17 protein-coding genes and 3 pseudogenes are annotated in these 22054 nt (G+C 71.0%); 12 read left to right on the forward strand and 8 right to left on the reverse strand.

Going from position 1 to position 22054, the window contains the following annotated elements; all coding sequences use genetic code 11:
* Both GA0115233_RS35270 and GA0115233_RS35275 read right to left on the reverse strand, forming a co-directional pair.
* Window positions 1-345, reverse strand: a pseudogene (locus GA0115233_RS35270) (hypothetical protein); the annotation flags it as partial.
* On the reverse strand, window positions 342-1895 hold the full coding sequence (locus GA0115233_RS35275; RefSeq protein WP_093724415.1) for a hypothetical protein: 1554 nt from the start codon (window positions 1893-1895) through the stop codon (window positions 342-344). The gene GA0115233_RS35275 and the pseudogene GA0115233_RS35270, both read right to left, overlap by 4 nt.
* An 887-nt stretch (window positions 1896-2782) precedes the next feature.
* On the opposite strand from GA0115233_RS35275, the gene GA0115233_RS35285 reads away from it, so the two are divergent.
* From GA0115233_RS35285 to GA0115233_RS35305, 4 genes are all read left to right on the forward strand, one after another.
* Window positions 2783-2998 (forward strand): helix-turn-helix domain-containing protein, encoded by a 216-nt coding sequence (locus tag GA0115233_RS35285; protein WP_093724417.1) that lies wholly within the window; start codon window positions 2783-2785, stop codon window positions 2996-2998.
* Window positions 2999-3038: 40 nt separating this feature from the next.
* Complete coding sequence (locus GA0115233_RS35290; protein WP_093724418.1) at window positions 3039-4157, forward strand: tyrosine-type recombinase/integrase; 1119 nt, start codon at window positions 3039-3041, stop codon at window positions 4155-4157.
* Window positions 4158-5546: 1389 nt separating this feature from the next.
* Window positions 5547-5939, forward strand: a complete 393-nt coding sequence (locus GA0115233_RS35300; protein WP_141689618.1) for a carboxymuconolactone decarboxylase family protein — start codon at window positions 5547-5549, stop codon at window positions 5937-5939.
* Between the two features lie 2 nt (window positions 5940-5941).
* Window positions 5942-6151 carry a hypothetical protein gene (locus GA0115233_RS35305; protein WP_093724421.1) on the forward strand — a complete coding sequence of 70 codons (210 nt, stop codon included), beginning with the start codon at window positions 5942-5944 and terminating at the stop codon, window positions 6149-6151.
* Window positions 6152-6197: 46 nt separating this feature from the next.
* On the opposite strand, the gene GA0115233_RS35310 is transcribed toward GA0115233_RS35305, so the two are convergent.
* The 4 genes from GA0115233_RS35310 to GA0115233_RS35325 form a co-directional block, all read right to left on the reverse strand.
* Window positions 6198-7766, reverse strand: coding sequence for a long-chain-fatty-acid--CoA ligase (locus tag GA0115233_RS35310; RefSeq protein ID WP_093724422.1), 1569 nt, complete (start codon window positions 7764-7766; stop codon window positions 6198-6200).
* Between the two features lie 26 nt (window positions 7767-7792).
* Window positions 7793-9112, reverse strand: coding sequence for an MFS transporter (locus GA0115233_RS35315; RefSeq protein WP_093724423.1), 1320 nt, complete (start codon window positions 9110-9112; stop codon window positions 7793-7795).
* Between the two features lie 79 nt (window positions 9113-9191).
* The gene (locus GA0115233_RS35320; RefSeq protein ID WP_093724424.1) at window positions 9192-10508 is read right to left on the reverse strand and encodes a DUF1254 domain-containing protein; all 1317 of its coding nucleotides are present in this window, start codon (window positions 10506-10508) and stop codon (window positions 9192-9194) included.
* Window positions 10509-10544: 36 nt separating this feature from the next.
* Window positions 10545-11435 carry a M24 family metallopeptidase gene (locus tag GA0115233_RS35325; RefSeq protein ID WP_093724425.1) on the reverse strand — a complete coding sequence of 297 codons (891 nt, stop codon included), beginning with the start codon at window positions 11433-11435 and terminating at the stop codon, window positions 10545-10547.
* 354 nt (window positions 11436-11789) lie between these two features.
* On the opposite strand from GA0115233_RS35325, the gene GA0115233_RS35330 reads away from it, so the two are divergent.
* The 4 genes from GA0115233_RS35330 (at window position 11790) to GA0115233_RS35345 (ending at window position 15960) form a co-directional block, all read left to right on the forward strand.
* Window positions 11790-13064 (forward strand): PucR family transcriptional regulator, encoded by a 1275-nt coding sequence (locus tag GA0115233_RS35330; RefSeq protein WP_218063605.1) that lies wholly within the window; start codon window positions 11790-11792, stop codon window positions 13062-13064.
* A gap of 145 nt (window positions 13065-13209) precedes the next feature.
* Complete coding sequence (locus tag GA0115233_RS35335; protein ID WP_093724426.1) at window positions 13210-13461, forward strand: FeoA family protein; 252 nt, start codon at window positions 13210-13212, stop codon at window positions 13459-13461.
* A 50-nt stretch (window positions 13462-13511) separates the two neighbouring features.
* Window positions 13512-15410, forward strand: coding sequence for a ferrous iron transporter B (locus GA0115233_RS35340; protein ID WP_255310458.1), 1899 nt, complete (start codon window positions 13512-13514; stop codon window positions 15408-15410).
* 25 nt (window positions 15411-15435) lie between these two features.
* The gene (locus GA0115233_RS35345) at window positions 15436-15960 is read left to right on the forward strand and encodes a NifU family protein (protein ID WP_218063609.1); all 525 of its coding nucleotides are present in this window, start codon (window positions 15436-15438) and stop codon (window positions 15958-15960) included.
* 7 nt (window positions 15961-15967) lie between these two features.
* Here the strand turns inward: GA0115233_RS35345 and cysK are convergent, their stop codons facing one another.
* Both cysK and epsC read right to left on the reverse strand, forming a co-directional pair.
* Window positions 15968-16888, reverse strand: coding sequence for a cysteine synthase A (gene cysK / locus GA0115233_RS35350; RefSeq protein WP_093724429.1), 921 nt, complete (start codon window positions 16886-16888; stop codon window positions 15968-15970).
* Between the two features lie 229 nt (window positions 16889-17117).
* Window positions 17118-17543: pseudogene (epsC, locus tag GA0115233_RS42275) on the reverse strand (serine O-acetyltransferase EpsC); the annotation flags it as partial.
* A 694-nt stretch (window positions 17544-18237) separates the two neighbouring features.
* On the opposite strand from epsC, the gene GA0115233_RS35360 reads away from it, so the two are divergent.
* The 4 genes and pseudogenes from GA0115233_RS35360 to GA0115233_RS35375 all read left to right on the forward strand — a co-directional run.
* Window positions 18238-18747: a hemerythrin domain-containing protein gene (locus GA0115233_RS35360; RefSeq protein ID WP_093724430.1), complete on the forward strand. Its 510-nt coding sequence runs from the start codon at window positions 18238-18240 to the stop codon at window positions 18745-18747.
* 44 nt (window positions 18748-18791) lie between these two features.
* Window positions 18792-19478: a helix-turn-helix transcriptional regulator gene (locus tag GA0115233_RS35365; RefSeq protein WP_093724431.1), complete on the forward strand. Its 687-nt coding sequence runs from the start codon at window positions 18792-18794 to the stop codon at window positions 19476-19478.
* Entirely contained in the window at window positions 19475-20683 is a 1209-nt protein-coding gene (locus GA0115233_RS35370) for a hypothetical protein (RefSeq protein WP_176712053.1), read from the forward strand. Before GA0115233_RS35365 ends, GA0115233_RS35370 begins: the two co-directional genes overlap by 4 nt.
* Window positions 20680-22054, forward strand: a pseudogene (locus GA0115233_RS35375) (hypothetical protein); the annotation flags it as partial. The gene GA0115233_RS35370 and the pseudogene GA0115233_RS35375, both read left to right, overlap by 4 nt.

The following is a 22054-nucleotide window of genomic DNA, read 5'->3' on the forward strand; positions in this document are numbered from 1 at the left end:
GTCGTCGTCCAAGTTCTCCGGACGAGGGAAGGCCCGCGATGCGATGGCCAGGTGGGCGAGCAGGTACAGCGGCCGGTTCTCCGCATTCGGTACGAGGTCGGTGACCGAGACGGCAAAGTCCGTCTCGTTCGTGGTCGCCAGGACCAGCCCCGCCTGCGGGTGTACCTCCTGAACCGTGAGGTCGAAGCCCTGCGCGACCTTCCGTACCAGCTGTGCGAATTCCGGTTCCGTATCGAACCGCCGCACGAGGCGGGCGTAGTCTCCAGAGCGCCCTGGGGACTTGCCGCGTGTCATAGCCAGAGCCACCATCCGGGCGGCTGCGGCAACATCGTCGTACTGCGTCATGCACTAGGCTCCAGATCGTCGCTCGTGGTGAGGGGTGCAAACTCTGACGAATGGGGCGGTTGTATGTCCGGGGTCGCATCAACGTTGTCAGAGACCGGTTCACCCGTGGCCGGCAACAACAGGAAGTCGCTGCCACCGAAAACCGTGTCGTCCAACTCAGTCCCGTCATCCACGACAACGACGGCTTCCTCACCGCGCGCCAGCTCGGCGACCGGAACATGCCGAAACCGATGCGCGGTCTCCATAGCCAGCAGATGGTCAGTGTCGTCACCAGGCCCTCTGCCCTCGCCCCACTGGCGGGCACGCTCGAGCAACCGAGACAGTCGCACGCCCTCCCCGGGGACAGCTGAAAGCAGCCTGTCCACCCATGCATGCTGCGCGTCGTCGAACCTCGGTGGATCGGACGTGTCTTCCCAGTCCTCCGGTGCGCCCACCGCCACCAGCTCAACCTCGGCCTGTTCCGGCATCCGTGTGAGGGCCTCGAAGTAGTCCGGCAGGTACATCACTCGCGGACGTACCGGACCCAGCACCCCGCGTACGAACGCCTCCAGGGGCCGCTCGCTGTCGTCGATACTCAGCTCAAGCGCCGGCTCCAGGAGCTGGCTGCGCAAGTGCACCCGTGCATGGATCACGGGAGGTACGAAGATCTGCCGGTCCTGCTGGCGTCGGAACTCCGGAACCACCCTGAGCAGCATGTCGATGAGCATCAGGTGCCGCTGCAGACAATCCTCGATCAGTGCATCCAGCGACTCCAGCCGCTGCCGCTTGTCTTCCTCCTCCGTAACTGCGAGCAGTTGCGCCACCTGCGCCTTCAGCTGAGTCTCGGCCCGAGACCTCTCCTCAACGTGCTCCTGCGCCTCCTTCAGCGGGCCCTCAAGATCTGCCTCCCAGTCGATGGCCCGTACGTTGCGTTTCATCTCCTCCATGCGGTCGAGCAGCTCCTTCGCGTACCGGATGCTCTGCACGTGGGCGGTGCGGGCGGCCTGCCACGCCTCGCCGATCCGCGCGCGCTTGAGCAGCGCGGCCAGCTTGGCCTCCGCCGCGATCTGCTCGGACGCGATGTCCACATCGATCGCATGGACGAGCACCGTGATGGCCGCATCAGTGACGGTCAGCGCGGCCTGCCCGGCTTCGTCCGGCACGTCTTTGAGGATCTGGAACGGAAACTCCCTGACGACGAAGCCGTCGCTTGTCACGCTGCCGATCTCGTGCCGAAAGCACCGGTCGTGTCTCTCGGTGTTGATCATCCGCTCCACCAGCCAGCGCGCGACCTCCCGATACTCGGTACCCGCCCGCCCGGGAACCTGGAGCGCCGCAGACTCAGCCACCTGTTCCACCACGGCTTCCTGCCGAACTGCCGTCCGCGCCCCAATCCGCAGCGTCACGAAGTCGATGGCTGCCAAGGCGAGTTCGGCCAGCCGGTACTCCTCCCAGCCACGCTCCCGCTTCGCCGGACTCTCATCGAGCGCTAATAGTGGCCGAACCACGGCCAGCGCCTTCATCCGCGACGTGATGCTCTCGTACGCCGCCGATGACTCGCCAAAGAACACAGAGAGCCCCCCAACATCATTCGCTCGACTGGCAATTCACGCTAGGACACGGCACTGACAATGCTTCAGAGGCGAACATGTGGGCGATTTATTTCAGCTGCTGATCTATGGCGGCATGGTCGAGTAATTGGAATCCGCGGTGTCTCTGCGCGACAGGTGGAACCAGCGGCCTCGCCGCAGGTCCGAGGGCTGATTCGCCCACGGCAGACGAGAAAGAGCCCCAAGGGACTGGAATCACTGGCGGAGGTCATGTCAACGTACAAGCCCTCGTAAAACACCAGGTCAGAGACGTTCCAGGCGGTGAGGGTGCCAGATGTTTCGGCGCCGCTCTCAGTGGCCTGTCTCGCGCCACGGTCCCTACCAAGGAGGCTCACCTGCCGAAAGCCGCACTTCTATCGGCCCGCTTCACCCCCCCCGACCCTCCTGGCGGTCGGCGCCATGAACGTTTGGACCGCCCAGACCAATGCGGACTCGCCGCCCTCTCTGCGGCCTTGTGCCTCTGCGTCTGCACCGCCGGCCTCTCCGGCACGACCTGGTGCAGCGCGGACATCGCCAAGACCTGGTGGTGTCTGCGGACGTCGCGGCCCACCTGGGAGCTGAGTCCCGTGACATCGCCCGACCCGTAGGCGCCCCCGAACGCGTCGTGGTCCGGAATCTCAGTCGGCGCACCGAGAACGGGCTCGAGGTCCTGGTCGGCGACGACGTGCACCCCGCTCTCACCTACCGGCCTACCTCGTAGTCCTCGGTCGCCGAGCGGAATATAGACCACGATCCCCGGTTACCGAAACCGGGGATTCTCTGGATCGTTTAGGGCGTCCGCACCGACTGCTTGGCGGTGGATCGCGTGCGGGCTGGCCGTTGACCTGCCCTATCCATCGGAGCTAGCCGTGTGCGACAAATTGCTATCAATACAGAGCGTTGCGGAGATATTGGACGTGAGTCGACGTTCGGTCTACCGGTATATAGCTCTGGGGGAGCTTTCGGCTATCGACCTGCGTACGGGTACGGAGCGCTCTCGCGTGCGTGTTCCCGGAAGTGATGTGAAGGCCCTGGTCGAACGGCGCACTACCTCTGTCGTTTCCTCGGCCACTCGGGCGAGATAGCCCGATGCGTCCATGTGTCAGTTGAGTTGAGAAAGGCAAGATGGCCTACCTGCGTAAGCTTCCGTCGGGGAAGTGGCAAGCGACCGTAAGGACGCCGGCGGGCGACCGGGAGACCGAGACATTCACGCTCAAGGACCAAGCGCGGGATTGGGGTGCTGAGCGGGAGGCCAAATATCGGCGAGGCGTCCACGGGGATCCGCGTGGCGGGAAGCTAAAATTCCGGGAATGGCACGACCGCTGGTGGGAGGCGCGTGTTGTTGAGCCGCACACGCTTCGCGGAGATGCTTCCTCAATACGCAACCATGTAATGCCGTACTGGGCGGACTGGGAGATGCGGGCGATAGGCCGTATTGACGTGCAGACGTGGGTCCGCAAGTTGATTCTTGAGAAAAAGGGTGCATCGGCGATCCGGCGCTCGTATAACCTGATGCATTCGCTGATGCAGGCTGCGGTAGATGAGGACATCATCGCAGTTACGCCGTGCAGACGCATCGACTTGCCACCGGAAATTGTGAAGCCTCCAGAGTGGTTTACGCTCAACCAGGCCCAGGCGATTCTCGATGAGCTGCCGCAACCCTGGCAGACAATGGCCCTGCTCGGCTTCTATACCGGCCTCCGGTGGGGTGAGTTGTCGGGGCTCCATGGGAAGAGGATCGACTGGCGGCGGTCGCGAATATTTGTCGTCGAGGTCAACACGAAATCGGGTATCAAAGAATACCCCAAGACTGCAAAGAGTCGTCGGGAAGTTCCCTTGCCTGCCCATGTCCTTGATGCTCTGTCGCGTCACATGCGTGGAAGGGATCGTGGCGGTGTCGTTTTCACCACGGTCACTAAGGGGCGAGCCGGCCGATTGCTCGATGACGGAAATTGGCGGCGCCAGACGTGGTGGCCTGCCGTACGGGACGCCCATTTCCTTGATGAAGGCAAGCGGCGAGCTGTTCCCGAGTATCCGCCGCACTCCATGCGTCACACATGCGCTTCGTGGCTGGTGCAACAAGGGGTGTCCCTGTATGAGGTGCAGCACTTGTTGGGGCACGAGAGCTATCAGACCACTCAGCGGTATGCCCACCTCGCGCCTGATGCGCACGAGGCCGTTCTCGGCGCGTGGACACGGCTCGATTCGCAGCTCGTGGTGCCCACCGAGGCCGCTCGGCAATGACCGATAGGCGGTGATCGCAAGCTAAGGCGTGGTCATGCCCCTTGTAGTGGTGTAACCGTGCCGGGGTGATCTTCAGGTGGGTGATCACGGAGTACTCACCCGGTGCGGCACCGCGTTTACGACGACCGGCCATACCACCCGGCGAGACGCCGTGAGGCGGACCGGTCGATGCGTGCAGCCAGGACACATAAGGTCTATATCCTTGGCAAGTCTTGCCGACGTCGCAAGCAGCAAGGCGGGAAGCGTGTCCGAGTTGGCTTTCACCGAGTCGCCCCGCGTGCAGCTCCGTTGTCGCCGTGGTGGGCGCGAGACGCTGACGCCCTTCCCCAGACGGCCGCCGAGCGGCGCGCGGTGGCAAAATTTCATCTGTGCGGGCTGCGGCGCACCGATGAGGGCTCTTATATGCAGCAGGGAGCAAATCGAACGCGACCGGCGCAGTAACCGCCGCAACGCGGTTCTCCTGAGCCTGGCCGCCGTTGTGGCGGTCCTTCTGGGGGTCGTTCTCGTGCTACGGGACGGGTACACATCCCCGACGGGGCTGCTGGGTTGCGCGGGCGGGCTGGTACTGGTGTTCCGCGCCTGGCAGATTCGCAGGATCGCTCGTGTCGATGAGGGTGTCCGTGACATGGCCTGCCGCGATGGTGATCCCGCAGGCCAGTGGCGAGCGGATCACGACCTCGCCTACGAGACGGCCACCTCATAGGAAGGTCGTCACGACTCCCCCCAGCTGTCGGTTCGACACCGCTGTGCTGGTCACGGTGGGTGGTTCTTGCGCAGAAGCGGAAGAGGACAGCGTCCACGGCCTTCGACCGACTACACCACTCGGCGGGACGCCGTCTAAGGCGTTGACGCTCCGTGTACCTTCGGCCCTGCTGGTTCGCTCCGAACCGGCAGGGCCTTCGTGCTGTCGTAGAGGGAGCCCTGCGCCGAAGTGGGATGGCGACCCCTGATGATCGCGGCTTACGTTGACGCACGTATGACGCACGAGGGGTCTCACGTGTAGGTGCGAAACGCCATCTGACCTGCATGTTCCCTTGTGATTTGCCGGTTGTACATCTTTCCGATGACGCATCACGTGGAGTGCGTCGCGATCCTCGAACCGGCCGCGAAGGGCCGCTGAGCTGCTGCGCGGTCGCTGGTAAATCGTCACGCACGGTTTGGTGGCGGCCGAGGAGCCCACGGTCGAGTGACGGTGGGCCCCGGGGGACGAGCTGATGGTCCGGGGACGAGGGGCTGACCGGCCGGATCGATCAAGGTCATGCGTTCGCCGCCGGTCTGCCGTCCCAGTGACGTGGCGAGGTGGCCGCCGCAGGAGTCGCAGCTACCGGGGGTGCGTTCTAGCGTGGAAGGAGGGGTGCCGGTTCCGCGCGGCTGAGAGGAGTGATCGCCATGGCGGGCCGTAGCCGGAGCGAGGTCGAGGCGGAGATCAAGGAGACCCTCGGTCTTGTGCCTCATTTCTTCTCCCGCATCCCCGATGACCTGATGGACTACGAGTGGGAGATCTTCAAGAAGCTCGAACTCGGCGAGACGCTCATCCCGAACAAGTACAAGGAGCTCATCGGGATCGCGCTGCACTCCGAGACGAAGTGCCGTTACTGCACGCTCTTCCACACCGAGGCCGCGAAGCTGTTCGGGGCCACCGACGAAGAGATTCAGGAGGCCGTCCACTACGCGAAGAACAGCCTCGGCTGGAGCGCGTACCTCAACGGCATCCGCGAGGACTACGACGACTTCGAGCGCGAACTGGGCGAGGTCAAGAACTACCTCGCCTCGAAGGGCTGATCGTGCGCCTGGAGTGGGCCCGGCCCGGGGTCCTGCACGCGACCGGCCACGCCTTCGAGTTCGCGGCACTCGTGGCCGCCGCCCGCTTCGTGGCCGAGTCCGCTCCCCCCGACATCCCCGAGGAGTCATTGGAACAGCTCAGACACGTTCTCAGCGACTACGACATCCAGGCACGCCGGCTGCGAGACCTGCCTCCCCCCGACGGGGCCTGACGCATCCGTCGCGACCGTAGGCCGGAGGGAAACCCCACGATCTCCCTCACGAGGGGCGCTGCGTCCGAAGCTCCCGCTTGAGGATCTTGCCGGTGGCGTTCATGGGGAGGGTGTCCAGGAACTCCACCAGGCGGGGGTACTTGTAGCCCGCCATGTTCTCCCTGCACCAGGCGATCAGCTCGTCCTCGGTGAGGTCGGCGCCGGGGGCGCGGACGACGCAGGCCTTAACCTCCTCGCCGTGGCGCTCGTGGGGTTCGCCGATGACGGCGGCCATGCCGACGGCGGGGTGGGTGAGCAGGACCTCCTCGATCTCCCGCGGGTAGACGTTGAAACCGCCGCGGATGATCATGTCCTTGGCGCGGTCCACGATGTAGAACCAGCCGTCCTTGTCACGGCGGGCCAGGTCCCCGGTGCGGAACCAGCCGTCGCGCATCACCTCGGCCGTGGCCTCCGGGCGGTCGAGGTAGCCCTTCATGACGTTGTGCCCGCGGACCGTGATCTCGCCGACCTCGTCGGGGCCCTCGACGGGCTCCCAGTCCTCGGTGACGAGGCGGGCCTCGACCCCCCACACCGGAAGCCCGATGGAACCGGGGCGCACCGGCTCGCCCACGGGGGTCAGCGTGGCCAACGGGCTGGTCTCGGACAGGCCGTAGCCCTCGCGGATGGTGACGCCGAAGTGCTCCTCGAAGCGGCGGTGGATCTCCACCGGGAGCGCGGCACCGCCGGCCATGGCCCTGCGCAGGTTGCGCGCGATCGCCGCCACGTCGATGTCGGAGGTCCCGGAGGTGGCCTCGCCGAGCAGCGCCCAGTACATGGTGGGGACGCCCGCGAAGAAGGTGACCTCGTGGCGCTGCATGAGGGCCAGGGCGGCCGCGGCGTCGAAGCGGGGCAGCAGGACGAGGGTGGAGCGCGCGGCCAGTCCGGCGTTCATCTGCACGGTCTGGCCGAAGGAGTGGAACAGGGGCAGGGCGATGAGGTGGACCTCGTGCTCGATCTCGCCGAGCGTCTTCAGGCAGGTGAGGGCGTTGAGCGCCATGTTGGCGTGGGTGAGTTCGGCGCCCTTGGGGCGGCCGGTGGTGCCGGAGGTGTAGAGGATGACCGCGGTGTCGCCCGCCTCGGTGGGGACGGTGTCGAACTCCGGGTTCCGGCCGGCCAGCGCGGTGGTCAGGGTCTGTGCTCCCTCGATCGGGGAGTCGGTGGTGGGTACGGCCGTCAGGACGTAGAAGTGCTCGCAGCTCTCCGAGTCGTTGAAACCGGTCCAGCCCTCCTGCCCGAGCGGCAGGTCCGCCGTGCCCTCGAAGCAGAAGTACGCCTTCGCTCCGGAGTCGGCCAGGTGGTAGGCGATCTCCCGGCCCTTCAGCAGCACGTTCAGCGGGACGACGACCGCGCCGGCCTTGAGGATGCCGTAGTAGACGACCGGGAACCAGGGGAGGTTCGGGCAGGAGAGCGCGACCCGGTCGCCCGGCTCGATGTGCAGCGAACGCAGCAGGTCGGCCACCTGCCCTGCCGCCGCGTCCAGTTCGGCGTAGGTCAGCCGCTGGTCGCCGAGGACCACCGCGGTGCGGTCGGGCACGGCGCGGGCGCTGTCTTCGAGCATGGTGACGAGGTTGAGCATGGGGTCTCCGGAGGCAGGGGGTGGGTTCAGCGGGCGATGGTGGGCGGGGCGTTGTCGGGCTGCTGGTTCAGGTCCCGTCCGTACGTCCGCGAGGCGTGCCAGAGGGCTGCTGCTGAGGCCGCGCAGCACAGGGGCATGAGGGCGAGGGCCGTGGGCAGGCCGTAGGTGTCGGAGAGCCAGCCGGTGAGCAGGGGGCCGACGGCCAGGCCGAAGAGGTTGTTGACCAGGGCGACCATGCCGATGGCGCTGGCGCGGACGGCGGGGCTCACCACGTCGATGACCACGGCGGGGACCGGTCCCACGGCCGAGGTCACGCAGAAGGTGCCGGCGACGATCAGGCACAGTTGCAGGGGACCGGGCGGTATCCAGGCGAAGGCGACGGTCAGCAGGACGAGGGCGGCCAGAGTGACCAGGGCGGGGACGCGGAGCTTGTCGGCGCTGCGGGCCGCACCCGCCCGGTCGGCCAGGTTGCCGAGGACTACGGTGCCGAAGGCGCTGGCGATGATCGCCACGGCGGAGACCGCTCCGGCGCGGGCCTCGGAGTAGTCGTACTCCGCGGTGAGGTAGCTGGGCAGCCACGCGTACAGGGTGGAGAGCACCACGAGTTGGAGCGCGCCGCCGAAGTACGCGCTGACCGCGGTCCGGGAGCGGAACAGCTCGGTGGTCACGGCGCGTACGCCGACCGTCGGTGCCGTGGCCGCCCCGGCCCGGGCCGGGTTGTGGGGGTCGCGTACGCGCAGGAAGAGCAGCGCGAGCAGCAGGCCGGGGGCGGCGAACACGGCCAGCGTGGTCCGCCAGCCCAGGTGACTCATCATCAGGCTGCCGAAGACCACGCCGATCACGGCGCCCAGGGGTGCCGCCGCCTGGAGGGCGCCGATCAGCGTCGCCCGCAGACGTCGTGGGAACATACCGGCGATCAGCGCGCCGCCGGCCGGGCCGTAGCCCGCCTCTCCCACGCCCAGCGCGGCGCGGGCGGCGACGAGTGGGGCGTAGCCCGTGCTGACGGCGCACCCGAGTGCGGCGACGCTCCAGGCCGAGCCCATCAGCGCGATCGACTTCACCCTGCTCCAGCGGTCCGCCAGCCGGGCGAGCGGGAGGGCGCCGAGGGCCACGGTCACCGAGACGACCGACATCAGGGCGCCGAGCTGGGTGTCGGACAGTCCCCACTCCTTCCTGAGGTACGGGAAGGCGGCCACGATGATCTGACGGTCGATGAAGTCCGTGAGTGCCAGGGCGAAGGCGAGCGCGAAGACGATCCACGCGTAGCGCCGGGAGACGGGGGACGCCGACGGGTCGGCTTCCTCGATGTCCTCGTCCCGCTCGCGGGGGAGTGAGGGCGTGCCCATGGGGGGCCTCCGTGAGAGAGCGGCGGCCCGCGCGGGCCGGTGCGGTGGATGGGCCGAACAGGGGGTGTGACCTCGTGGGTCAGGCGATCCGCTGGACTCCGGGCATGTGCCAGCGGCCGTCCAGGGCCCGCGGTCCCGGCAGGTACAGGCGCATGATCAGGTTGAAGGAACCCTTTGGCGCGGGGAGCCAGTTGGACGCGCGGGCCTCGCCGGGGGAGTCGTGCTGGATCAGCAGGGTCAGGGAGCCGTCGGGGTTGTACTCCAGGGCGTCCCGGTCGCCGATGGCATAGCGGTTCAGCGGGTTGTCCACGAAGAACTGGCGGTCGTTGTACAGGGTCAGTGACCAGAAGGCGTCCGCCGGGGGCAGGGCGCCGGCCTCGAAGTGCAGGGCGTAGCGGTGGCTGCCGTGGTACGGCCTGAGGTCGGCGTCCACCCGGCTCAGCGGGTAGAGCGCGTCCGCCGCGAGGTTGGCGCCGAGGCCCACCCAGGCGATCGAGGCCCGGTGCAGGTAGTCGGTGCCGTACTCGCCGAGGTCGTACGCGTGCAGCCAGCCGTTGTGGAACTCCGCGCGCGGACGACGGCCGGCCTCCTCGATCTGCCGCAGTCCCTCCGCCGTGCCGCGGGTGATCTCCTTCTGGACCTCGGGGGCGAGGGCGTCCCAGTCGAAGGGCCGGCCGGGGACGACTCCGAGCTGTTCCATCGCCTCCAGCACCGGGGCGTCGGCGGGGCGGGCGGGGTTGGCCGCCAGCAGGTGGGCGGTCATGGCGAAGAAGGTGGCGGCGTCGAGCGCGGCAAGCTGGTCGACCGGGGCGGTGATCAGGTCTACCGGGCCGGGTCCGGGGTCCGTCGCGGGGGTGCGGGAGCCGTCGAGCGGCGTCAGCCGGAAACCGGCCTGGACGGCGTGGACGGCCGGGTAGTCGGCCACCCCATCGGTCCGCGTCCGCCCGATGAGCCACACCGTGGACGTCGGGGCCTCGACGATCTCCACGCCGACCGGCAGTTCGCCCTCCCAGCCCGGACCGACCACCACGAACTCACCGGCTCCGTTGCCGGTGGTACGTGTGCCCGGCGAGGCGAAGACATTGGTCCACGCGTCGAGCATCGGCATCAGGTAGTAGCGGTCGCCGGTGTCGGGCAGCGAGAGTCGCACGGGTCCCGCGGACAGGTCCAGCCAGGCCGTCGAGTACAGGGTGTCGACGTTGGGGCTGACCACCGCCTCGAACGAGGCGTCCGGAGCGGCCGGCACATGGGCGAACGTGTTGACCGGCGCGCGGCCCGGTCCGACCGTTCCCGGCGCGGTGAACTGCCGCTTCGTCAGTTCCATGAGCACCAGCGGGTAGGCGAAGAGGAACGCTCGCGCGGCCAGTTCGGCGGGGTCGGTCTGCGGGTCGGGCATGGTGTTCTCCTCCAGGAGCGGGTGTCGGGCCGGTGGTCAGGCGGTGCGGTGCCGCTGCCAGTAGCGGACGTGCGGCAGGTCGTCGTCGAGCCAGTAGGCGTCGTCCTCCGTCACCACCAGCAGCTCCTCCCACTTGGCGCCGATGTCGCCCTTGCCGAGGTGGGGCTCGACCGCCCACAGGCCCGGCTCGCACGGCCGGTCGGAGGTCTCCCCCCACAGCGGGGTCCGGTTCAGCCGGGGGCGGAGCGTGGACGCGAGCAGATGGCCGCTGAGGTAGGCGATGGCCTGGGGGCTGAACCCCTGGATCCGGAACGTGGGCAGACGGGTGCCGGGCACCTTGCCGACCTTGTGCGCGATGACCGAGCCGGGGTAGTAGCTGTGGATGTTCTCGTAGCCCTGCTCGGCGATCAGGGCGTCGACCTCCTTGTAGATCCGCGACTGCGGCTCCCCGCGCCGGACCAGGTCGAGGATGAGGGCGCGGTGCGGCTCCAGCGCCATCCGCGCGGCGTGGAACTCCTCGTCCTCCTCGCCGCCCAGGCTGCACGAGTAGCCCATGTCGCAGGCGAAGCCGTTGACGACCGGGCCGACGTCGAGGATCACCGCGTCGCCCCGGCGCAGCGGGCGGTCGGTGGGCTGGAACTGCTTGCCGAAGTGGGCGATCTTCGGGTTGAGGATGCTGGACAGCGCCCCGCCCTCGGCCTTCACGAAGTTCTTGAACCGGGTGCGGTCACCGAACCAGGCGAAGCCGTAGTGGAAGAAGCGGCGCACGCCCCGCTCCCGCAGCCAGTCCTCGATGGCCTGCGCGGCCTGCTTCTCGGTGATGCCCTCGTACAGCTGCGCCTCGACGGCGGCCACCGCGTCGTAGGCGAGCCGCTGGGCCGCCTTGACGTCGGCCAGTTCCTGATCGGTGAAGTGTTCCTTGGACATGGGTGCGACCTCTCGGGGCGGGTGCCGCGGGCGGGTGTGCGGGAGCGGCGCCGGGGCCGGTTCCGGGCACGGTGCGTGTACGACCGTGCAGGTCCGGGGCCCGGGCGCCGGGTGCGGGCATGGGCGGGACGCTATTGCGCGCCCGTCCCGGAGGGCTTGTACTGGGGCGCCAACGTTGGGGGGTTCTTTGGCGCCCGCTCACAAAGGGCCGAGGCGCGCATGGCTGGGAGGCAGAGGGCTGGGGCGCACAGGCCGGGGGCGGCGACCGGCGGTGCCGTGATCGACCGTGCCGTGATCGACCGTGCCGTGATCGGCCGGGCCGCCGGGTGCGGGGTGGCTGGATAGACTCGGCCCGTGGACACCGAGTGGGCGCCGTTGCGCACACCCGACGCGCTCAGGACCTGGCAGGAGGTGCTGCGCCCGGTCGCGGTCGAGATGGCGCGGGAGGCGCCCGTTCTCGCACGCCGGCTGACCGAGGCCCTGGGCGCCGAGGCCCCCGAGTTCTTCCCGGACGCCGACTCCGCCGCCGAGCACGTCGAGAGCAACGAGGCCCACTTCCGGCTGATCGCCGCCGCACTGGAGCGCGGTGGCGACCCGCGCCTGGCCGAACTGCCCACGGCGACCGTCGCCGCGACCCGCTCGGGAGTGCACCGGCAGCTCGCCCTCGGCGCGATGCTGCGCTCCTACCGGCTCGGCCACGAGACGCTGTGGCAGTGGATGTTCGGCCGGATCACCGCACGCGCCGCAGACGCGGCCGAGCAGGCGCGGGCCGTCGACCTGGCGTCGAGGTGGCTCTTCGCGTACGCCGACGCCGCGGTGACCCACACGGAGCGGCAGTACACGGCCGAGCGGGAGGCATGGCTGCGCAGCGCCACGGCGGCCCGCGCGGAGGCGATCGCGGCGATCCTGGCCGGACGCGAGCGCGACCAGCGCCGTGCGGCGTCCCGACTGCGCTACGAACTGGGCCGCCACCACCTCGGCGTGATCGCCTGGGGGATCGAGGCATCCTCCGACGGGCGGGCGGACTCCGCCGTCGAGCAGGCGGTGACGGCGGCCGGAAAGGTCATCGGCGCGGACGCCACACTGACCCACCCGCTCGGGCCGCAGTCCTACGCGGCATGGCTGAGCCGCGCCACCCCCTTCACCGACGCCGACCTGGACGCGGCCCGGCCGGCCGTGCCGTCGGGGGTCCGGGTCGCGCTGGGCAGCCCGGCACCGGGGCTGGACGGATTTCGCCGTACGCACATCGAGGCCACGCACGCCCGCCGGGTGGTGACGCTGTCGGAACCCCATGCCGCGCCGGTCACCCGCTACCGCGACGTGGCCGTCGCCGCCCTCGGCACCGTCGACCCCGAGCAGGCCCGCACCTTCGTCACCGGGGTGCTGGGGCCGCTCGCGGCCGACGACGCGGGCACGTTCCGGCTGGCGATGACCCTGGCGACGTATCTCGACGAGAACAGCAGCCGCTCACGGACCGCGGAACGGCTCATGATCCACCCGAACACCGTGACTTACCGGGTCCAGCAGGCCAAGCAGATCCTGGGCCGCGGCATCGACAGCGACACCCTGGATCTGCGGGTGGCCCTGGCGCTGCTGCCGACGTTGCGGGGGCTTCCGCCGGGTCAGTGAGCGCCGTTCCCGGCGTCGACATGAGCGCGTAGGACCGGGCAGAGCAGGGCCGGGTGGCCCCCCGGTGGAGGCCGATGTGCCCATGCATGGGGAGTAAGGCGAGGCTTACCTTTCTTGCGTTTCCGGTGAGGTGTGGGAGAGGCGGATGGGCGGCGTACAGCGTGCTTTGGCCGAGTTGGAGCCCGGGGCTCGTGGGTCGGTGAGCGAAGTGGTGGGCGGTGAGGTGCCGGCGGTGGCGCGGCGGCTGGCCGATCTCGGGTTCGTGCCCGGGGCGGTCGTGGAGGTCGTGCGGCGGGCGCCCCTGCGGGACCCGGTGGTGTACCGGGTCAAGGACTACGAGGTGTGCCTGCGCAGGGCGCAGGCCGCGTGCGTGTACGTCGTCGAGGGGCAGCCGTGAGCGCGGGGTGTCATGACACCGGGGTGGGGGCCGGGGCGGATCTCGTACAGGTGCCCCGGGTCGCTCTTGTCGGCAGTCCCAATGCCGGGAAGACCAGTGTCTTCAACGGGCTGACCGGGCTGCGGGCCAGGACCGGGAACTATCCCGGCGTGACCGTGTCCCGGTTCGTCGGGAGCTGTCGGGTCGGCGGGCAGCGGTACGTCGTGGAGGATCTGCCCGGGCTGTACGGGCTGGAGCCGGTCAGTCCGGACGAGCGGATCACCGTTGATGTGCTGGACGGGCGGCTGGAGGGGGTGCCCCGGCCGGACGCGGTGCTGATCGTCGTGGACGCCACCACGCTGCGGCGGTCACTCGGGTGCGTCGCGCAGGTCCTCGGCCGTGGCTTGCCGGCCTGTGTCGTGGTGACGTTCACCGATGAACTGGCGCGGCGGCAGGGGCGGCTCGATGTCGAGGCGCTGGGACAGGCGCTCGGGGTGCCCGTGGTGGCCGTGGTCGGCCATCGGGGGTACGGCGTCTCGGAGTTGCGGGAGCTGATGGGCGGGTGGCGGGCGTGGACGGCACCCGCCCTGGCACCGCCCACCGATCCCGCCGAACGGGACGCCTGGGTGGAGTCCGTGCTCGCCTTCGCGGACTATCGCGCCCCGGAGCGGCACCGGGTGACCCGGCGGGTGGATGATGTGCTGTTGCATCCGGTGTGGGGCACGCTCGTGTTCTTCGCCGTGATGGTGCTGTTCTTCCAGACCGTGTTCACCCTGGCCGCCCCGTTGCAGGACGGCGTCGAGTCGCTGTTCGCGCGGCTGGCGGAGCTGGTCGCCGAGCGGGTCGGACCTGCCTGGCTGGCCGGGCTGCTGGGCGATGCCCTGATCGGCGGGGTCGGCGGCGTTCTGGTCTTCGTGCCGCAGATCGTGCTGCTGTTCCTGCTGCTCGCCCTGCTGGAGGGCGTCGGGTACATGGCGCGGGCCGCCTTCGTGATGGACAGGGTGATGGCGCGGTTCGGACTGGAGGGGCGGGCCTTCGTGGCGCTGCTGTCGTCCTTCGCGTGCGCCGTCCCGGGCATCATGGCCACCCGCACGCTGCCCTCCGCGCGTGACCGGCTGGCCACCATGATGGCCGCGCCCCTGATGACCTGCTCGGCCCGGCTGCCCGTCTACGTCCTGCTCATCGGCCTCCTCGTCGAACCCTCCCGCAAGGTCGGGCCGTTCGGCGCGCAGGGCCTGGTCATGTTCGGTCTCTATCTGCTGGGTGCCGTCTCCGCGCTGCTGGCCGCCTGGGTGTTCAAGCGGATCGGGGACCGGCGCGGTCAACCCGTGCCGTTCTACATGGAGTTGCCGCCCTACCGCCTGCCCGCCCCGCGCGCGGTGCTGGTGGCGATGTGGTCCTCCGCGCGGGCCTTTCTGCGCAAGTGCTCGACGGTCATCGTGGGCACCGCCGTCGTCCTGTGGCTGCTGCTCAACCTGCCGCTGCAGTCCACCGCGCACCTGCGCGCCGCGGGCGTCGACACCGGTGACCCCGTCGCCGTCTCCGCCTACTCCGTGGACCACAGCTACGCCGCCGGGCTCGGCCGTGCCGTCGCCCCCGTCTTCGAGCCGCTGGGCTTCGACTGGCGCGTCAACATCGGTGTCCTGTCCGCACAGGGCGCCCGGGAGACCTTCGTCGCCACCCTCGGACAGGTCGCGGCGGCGGAGGACCCGGAGGATCCGGCGCGGGCGCTGCGCGAGATGACCTACTCCGACGGGCCACGCGCGGGGGAGCCGGTGTTCACCGCACCCACCGTAGCCGCTCTGCTCGTCTACTTCGTCTACGCCCTGCAGTGCATGGCCACCGTGGCCGTTCTGCGCCGGGAGACCGGCACCTGGCGGTGGCCGGTGATCGCCTTCAGCTATCTGACCGCGCTGGCCTGGGTGATGGCCTGGCTGGCGCGGACGGTCACCGTTCTGGCGGGCGGCTGACGTGGTTCCCCTCCACCCCCAGCGCGTGCCCGGCGAACCGGACTCGCTGCGCTGGATCGTCCCCGCCGGTCTGCTGCCCTGCGAAGGCCTGCTCGCCCAAGTCCCCTCCGCACTGGCCGCGTTGCTGGCCGACGGCACGCTGGAACGGGTCACGGCGGAACCGGCGGCCGTGGTCACCCGGCTCGGGGCGGGGCGCAGTTGGGGGCGGGACGGGGCGTCGGTCCGTACGGCGCTGCATGCCGCGTTGGCCGAGCCCGCGGAGTGGGGCCCGGCCGACGGCAAAGACACCGGCACCGGCTCCCGCTCCGCTGACGACGCACTGCTGTACGCCGCCGCGCGTGACGTACTCGCCGGAACCGTCGGTGACTTCGCCCGGTCCCACGGCGGAGCCATCGAACTGGTCGGTGTGCACAGGGGAGTTGTCACCGTCCGCCTCGGTGGCGCCTGTCGCGGGTGCCCCGCCTCCTGGCTGACCCTGCATCAGCGGCTGGAGCGGGAGCTGCGCCGGCGGTGTCCCGGCCTCGTGGGGGTACGGGACACCGGGGCCTGACCTCCCGTCAGTCGAACAGGTCCGTGCTCAGGTACCGCTCGCCCGTGTCCGGCAGGACGACCACGACCAGGGCCCCGCGGTGCTCCGGGCGGCGGGCGACGGTGAGGGCCGCGTGCAGGGCCGCCCCGCTGGAGATGCCCGCCAGGATGCCCTCGGTGCGGGCCAGGGCGCGGGCCGCTTCCTGGGCCTGGTCGACGGAGACGCGGCAGACGGTGTCGTAGATTCCGGTGTCGAGGACGTCGGGGACGAAACCGGCGCCGAGGCCCTGGATGCGGTGCGGGCCGGGGGTGCCGCCCGACAGGACCGGGGAGTCCTCCGGCTCGACGGCGACCACGGTGACCTCCGGCTTCTTCTCCTTCAGCACCTGTCCGACGCCGGTCACCGTGCCCCCGGTGCCGACACCGGCCACCAGCACGTCGACACCGCCCTCGGTGTCCTGCCAGATCTCCTGCGCCGTGGTGCGCCGGTGGGCGTCGGGGTTGGCCGGGTTGGCGAACTGCTGTGGCATGAACCAGCCGTACCGCTCGGCCAGTTCGGCGGCCCGGGCGACCGCGCCGCGCATGCCCTCGGCGGCCGGGGTGAGGACGAGGTCGGCGCCGTACGCGCGCAGCAGGGCACGCCGTTCCTGGCTCATGCTCTCCGGCATGGTGAACGTGACGTCGTAACCCTTGGCCGCCGCCACCATGGCGAGGCCGATACCGGTGTTGCCGCTGGTCGGCTCCACGATCCGCTGACCGGGCCGGAGTCTGCCGGTGGCCTCGGCGGCCTCGGTCATCGCCAGCGCGATGCGGTCCTTGACGCTGCCGCCGGGGTTGGCGGACTCCAGCTTGGCGACCAGGCGCACCGGGAGTCCGGCGCCGTAGCGGCGCAGTTCGACCAGGGGCGTACGGCCGATCAGCGCGGTGACGGAGGGGTGGATGGCGGTCATGTGCGTCGTCCTCGGGGGGTGGTGTCGGGGGTGCGCGGGGCGGGGGTTCGGTGCGGGTGGGGGTGCGCGATGCAGGGGTGTCGGCGTCGGTGCCGGTGGGGGACGCGGGTGCGTCGGCGCGGGGCGCGGAGGTTCTGGTGCGGGCCGTGGTGTGCGGCTGGGCGGCGCGTACGCAGGAGTGGGCCGGGACGTCGTGCAGGACCAGGGCGTGCGCGCCCACCGTGGTGTCGTGGCCGACGTGGACCGGGCCGAGCACGGTGGCGCCCACGCCGAGCACGACCCGGTCGCCGACGGTGGGGTGGCGGCGGGCGCCCTTCGTGTCGGTCCACCAGCCGGTGCCGCCCAGGGTCACCCGGTGGTACAGCATCACGTCGTCACCCACGACGGCCGTCTCGCCGATGACCACGCCCATGCCGTGGTCGATGAAGCAGCGGCGGCCGATGACCGCGCCCGGGTGGATCTCGATGCCGGTCAGTGCGCGGCAGAGCTGGGAGAGCAGCCGGGGCAGGAACGGCAGGCCGAGGCGGTGCAGCCGGTGAGCGATCCGGTGGGTCCAGATCGCCCACAGCCCCGGGTAGAGCAGGACCTCGACGGTGTGCACGCCGTGCAGCGCCGGGTCCTTGCGGCAGGCCGTGCGGAGGTCTTCGAGGATCATGGCGCGTCTTTCGTCAGGCGTGGCTGGCGGGGCGGACCGGAGCGGGGAGGGGCGGCTGTGCGTGCGCCACGGTTCGCGCCCCGAGCGGGCGTTCGCCGTACCGGAAGACGGAGGGAGGACGCGGCGTGGCTCACGCCTCGTGGCCCGTCAGCACGCCTGACATCGACGCACCGGCCGACCGGCGGGGGCCGGGCGGTTCTGCCGGGTGCGGATGTGCGCGTGGTCCGAGTGCGGGCCGTTGTCCATGAGGTCGGACGGTAGACGGGTACGGGGCCGTGCCGAGTGGGCCGACCTTCCTCTTTCGGCACGGCCGTTCGGCCCTGTTCGGGGCGCGGAAGAGCACCGGGCGGGCCCGATCAGTGGACCGTCCGGCCCAGGTGCCGGGGGCATCGGTGCGTGAATGCTGGACCGCGACCGGTCGGGAGCTCCACGGACCGTCGAGAACCCACGGCAGTGTCACGGCCTCGTGTGATCCACCGGCGCTGTGGTGGGCGCGACGCGCTCCCGGTCCGGTCGCCATCCGGTCGTCCCATGTCTTCCCGCCGGATGGTCGGCCGTCCGCCATGTCCCGGCGCCGGAGCCCCGCTTAAAAGCTGGCGGGCGGTGCGCCGACGCGTACGGGACGTGGCGGACGAGTCGGCTCCTGCCCGCTCCGGTCGGTCCGACCGGCCGTGAACCGCTGGAGGCACCCCGCATGAGCGCTGTCACTTCCGCGTCCGCCCCCGAAGACGCCGCCGCCCTCGAAGCCGCCGAGGCGCATCTGGTCCGGCTGGCCGGGGACCTGGCCCGGCACGTGGCGGCGCTGCTCGACGCGGCGGAGCGGGACCCCGGGGCCGCGGCGGGGATCCGCGCCGGGCTCGTCGCCTTCTGCGAGCGCGAGATCCTGCCGTACGCGGCGGCCGAGGAGGCCGTGATCTACCCCGCGGCGCGCCGGCTGCCCGACAGCCGTCTGCTGATCGAGAGCCTGGTCGCCGAGCACAGCTGTCTGACGGCGCTCGTCGACGCCCTGGGCTCCGCTCCCACTCTGCTCGGCGCGGTGGCCGACGCGCGGGCGCTGCAGGTGCTGTTCGAGGAGCACGTGGCCAAGGAGAACGGGCTGGTGCTGCCGTTGCTCGCGCTGGCGCCGGGAATTCGGCCGGCGGCGCTGCTGACGGAGGTGCGTGAGCGGGTCGACCGGCACCTGTCCTACGTCTGTGAGTGGTGACGGCGGTGGAGCCGGTGATCTGCGGGCGGCGATATAGTACGGGCATGTCCGTGGAAAATAGCGGCCCGCTCCCCGGCACCGGCTCGAACCGGCTGCCCCTGTCCCGGCAGCGGAGCGGCGTACTGCAACACCTGCGCGGCCAGGCCGCCCCCGTGAGCGCCTCGGTGCTCGCCCAGGTCTGCGCCCTGCACGTCAACACCGTCCGCGAGCATCTGGACGCCCTGGTCGTCGACGGGCTCGCCGCGCGGGAGCGGTCCGCGCCGTCGGGGCGCGGCCGTCCCGCCTGGCGGTACCGGGCGCGCTCGCCGCAGGAGTCCCCGGCGCGGGAGTACGCGGGGCTCGCCGCCGTACTCGCCGCACAGATCGCCCGCTCCAGCAGCGACCCGCGGGCGGACGCGCTGGCCGCGGGCGAGAGCTGGGGGCGCGTGCTGACGGCCGGGCAGGAGCGGGCCGCCGACCCGAGGACGGCGCGGACCCGGCTGCTGGACCTGCTCGCCGAGATCGGCTTCGCGCCGGAGGCGGACGACGACCGGGCACTGCGGGTACGGCTGACGCGGTGCCCCTTCGTGGAGACGGCCCGTGAGTACCCCGGCGTCATCTGCGGAGTGCACGAAGGCCTCGCCCGGGCCGCGCTCGGCGCCCTGAGCGAGGCGGAACAGGACGTGGAGCTGCTGCCGTTCGCGGAGCCCGGCGCCTGCCGGCTCCACCTGTCCGAGGCGGCCGAACCGTGACCGCCGCCGCCCGGCGGGCCGGTGCCCGAAGGGCTCCCCTGATGCTGGCCGCGGGCCTCTGTCTGCTCGCCGGCCTCGACGCCGCGCTCGTCCTCCTCGAACTCCCCGCCCCGGTCACCGCCGACCGGCTGCCCAAGGTCCACGGCGTACTGCTGGTCCTCGGCTTCGCGGGCACGCTGGTCGCCCTGGAACGGGCGGTCGCCCTGGGCGGCCGTCTGCCGTACGCCGCTCCCGCCTGCCTCGGCGCCGGGGGCCTGCTCCTGCTCGCACCCATCGACCTGGCCGTGCCGCGCCTGCTGCTCGTCGCCGGGTGCACCGCCCTCTGCCTTCTGTACGTCCGCTTCTGGCGGCGGCAGCCGAGCGCGGCGCTGCTCGCACAGGGCGCCGGTGCGGTGTGCGCCGTGGGCGCGGCACTGCTGTGGCTGGGCGGCCTGGACGTCCCGCGGCTGCTGCCGTGGCTGGCGGCGTTCCTCGTGCTGACGATCGCGGGGGAGCGGCTGGAGCTGGCGCGGGTGGGGGCGTTGGCGCCGTCGGCGGAGCAGAGTTTCCTGGCGTGCGTCGGCGCGGTCGTCACGGGGGTCGTCGGCACCCTGATGTGGCCGACGACGGGCACGCTGATTCTGGGCCTCGCGCTGCTCACCCTGGTGGCCTGGCTCGTGGCGTACGACGTCGCCCGGCGCCTGCTGCGCTCCACGGGCCTGCCCCGCTTCACCGCGGCCTGCCTGCTCGCCGGGTACGCGTGGCTGGGGCTGGCCGGCGCGCTGTGGCTGCTGGGCGGTCCGGTGACCGACGGCACGCGCTACGACGCGGTGGTCCACGCCGTCTTCCTGGGCTTCGTGATGTCGATGATCATGGCCCACGCGCCGGTGATCCTGCCCGCGGTACTGCGACGCCCGCTGCCGTACCACCCGTCCTTCGCGGTGGCGGCCTGGCTGCTGCATCTGTCCCTGGCCCTGCGGGTGCTGGTCGGTGACCTGAGGGAGGTCAGGGGGGCCTGGCAGGTGGGCGGGGTGCTCAATATCGCGGCGGTGCTGGTGTTCCTGCTGACAGCGGTGACGGCATCGGTGCGGGCGACCCGTAAGGCTTCCTCCCGTACAGCCTCCGCCCGGACAGCGTCCGTCCGTGAGGCCCCCGCCCCCGACGCCCCCGAGACGTCCTCCCCGACCCCCCTCGCCGAGCCCGACCGTTCGAGGACCCCCCGGTGACCACAGACCTGTCTCCCGCCACGGCCAGTGGCCCCGCGCCGAAGCCCCCGGGCCGGTCCCCCCGCGCCCTCTGGCACCTCGGCGTGAACGCGATCGTGTTCGCCTGGCTCGGCCTGTTCGCCGCGATCGCGACCGCCCATCACTTCCTGCCGCACGCCTCCTGGCTGCTCGTCCACACCCTGCTGCTCGGCGCGGTCACCAACGCCGTCGTCATCTGGTCGGGCCACTTCGCCGCCTCCGTGCTCCGCCTGCCCGAGGCCAACCGGGGCACCCCGGCGGCGCTGCGGCTGGTGTGCCTGAACCTCGGCGCCGTCGGCGTCATCGGAGGAATGTTCTTCGAGCGCTGGTACGCCGTCCTCCTCGGCGGATGCCTGGTCGCCGCCGCCGTCACCGCCCATGCCGTGTGGCTGGTACGGCTGTTGCGGCGGGCCCTGCCCGGGCGGTTCTCCATGACCGTGCGCTACTACGTCGCCGCCTCCGCCCTGCTCCCCGTGGGCGCGGCGCTCGGTGTGCTCATGGCCCGCGGCGATCTCCCCGGCGACCTCTCCGACCGGCTGCTCATCGCGCACGAGATGATCAATCTGCTGGGCTGGGTCGGCCTCACCGTGGCGGGCACCCTCATCACCCTGTGGCCGACGATGCTGCGCACCCGCGTCGCGGACGGCGCCGAACGGGCGGGGCGCGCCGCGCTGCCCGTCCTGCTGACCGGGCTCGCCGCCGCCGTGGCCGCCGCGCTGCTCGCCCCGCCGCCCCTGGCCGCCCCGGGGGTCGCCGGGTACGCGGCCGGGCTGGTCGTCGCGGGCCGCCCCTGGCTGCGCGAGGCCCGCGTGAAGGCGCCGCGTTCCTTCGCCGCCTGGTCGGTGGCGGCGGGCTGTGTCTGGCTCGCCGGTTCCCTCACCGCCCTGGCCGGCATCCTCCTCACCACCCCGTCCTGGCCGACGGTCTCGGAACGCGTCTCCCTGCTGACCGCGCCGCTCGCGGCCGGGTGGATCGCCCAAGTGCTGCTCGGCGCCCTCAGTTTCCTCGTACCCGTGGTCCTGGGCGGCGGCCCCGCCGCCGTGCGCGCCGCCACCGCGGGACTCGAACGGGCCTGGCCCGCCCGCCTGGCCGTCACCAACGCCGCGCTGCTGCTGTGCGTGCTCCCGGTGCCGTCCATGGTGCGGGTGGTGTGCTCGGTGCTGCTGCTCGGGATGCTGCTGTTCTTCCTCGCCCTGCTCGTGCTCACGGTCGTACGGGGCGTACGGCGCCGCCGCGGGACCGCACCGGCGCCTGCCGAGGAGGTCCCGGCCGCGCCCCGGCACCGGGTGCTCGGCGGCGTCGCCCTCGGGCTCGCGGTCGTCGTGCTGGCCGTCGCGGGCGGTGGCGCGGCGG

It is taken from the genome of Streptomyces sp. DI166 (assembly GCF_900091315.1).
In the GTDB taxonomy this organism is placed as follows: Bacteria; Actinomycetota; Actinomycetes; order Streptomycetales; family Streptomycetaceae; genus Streptomyces; species Streptomyces fuscus.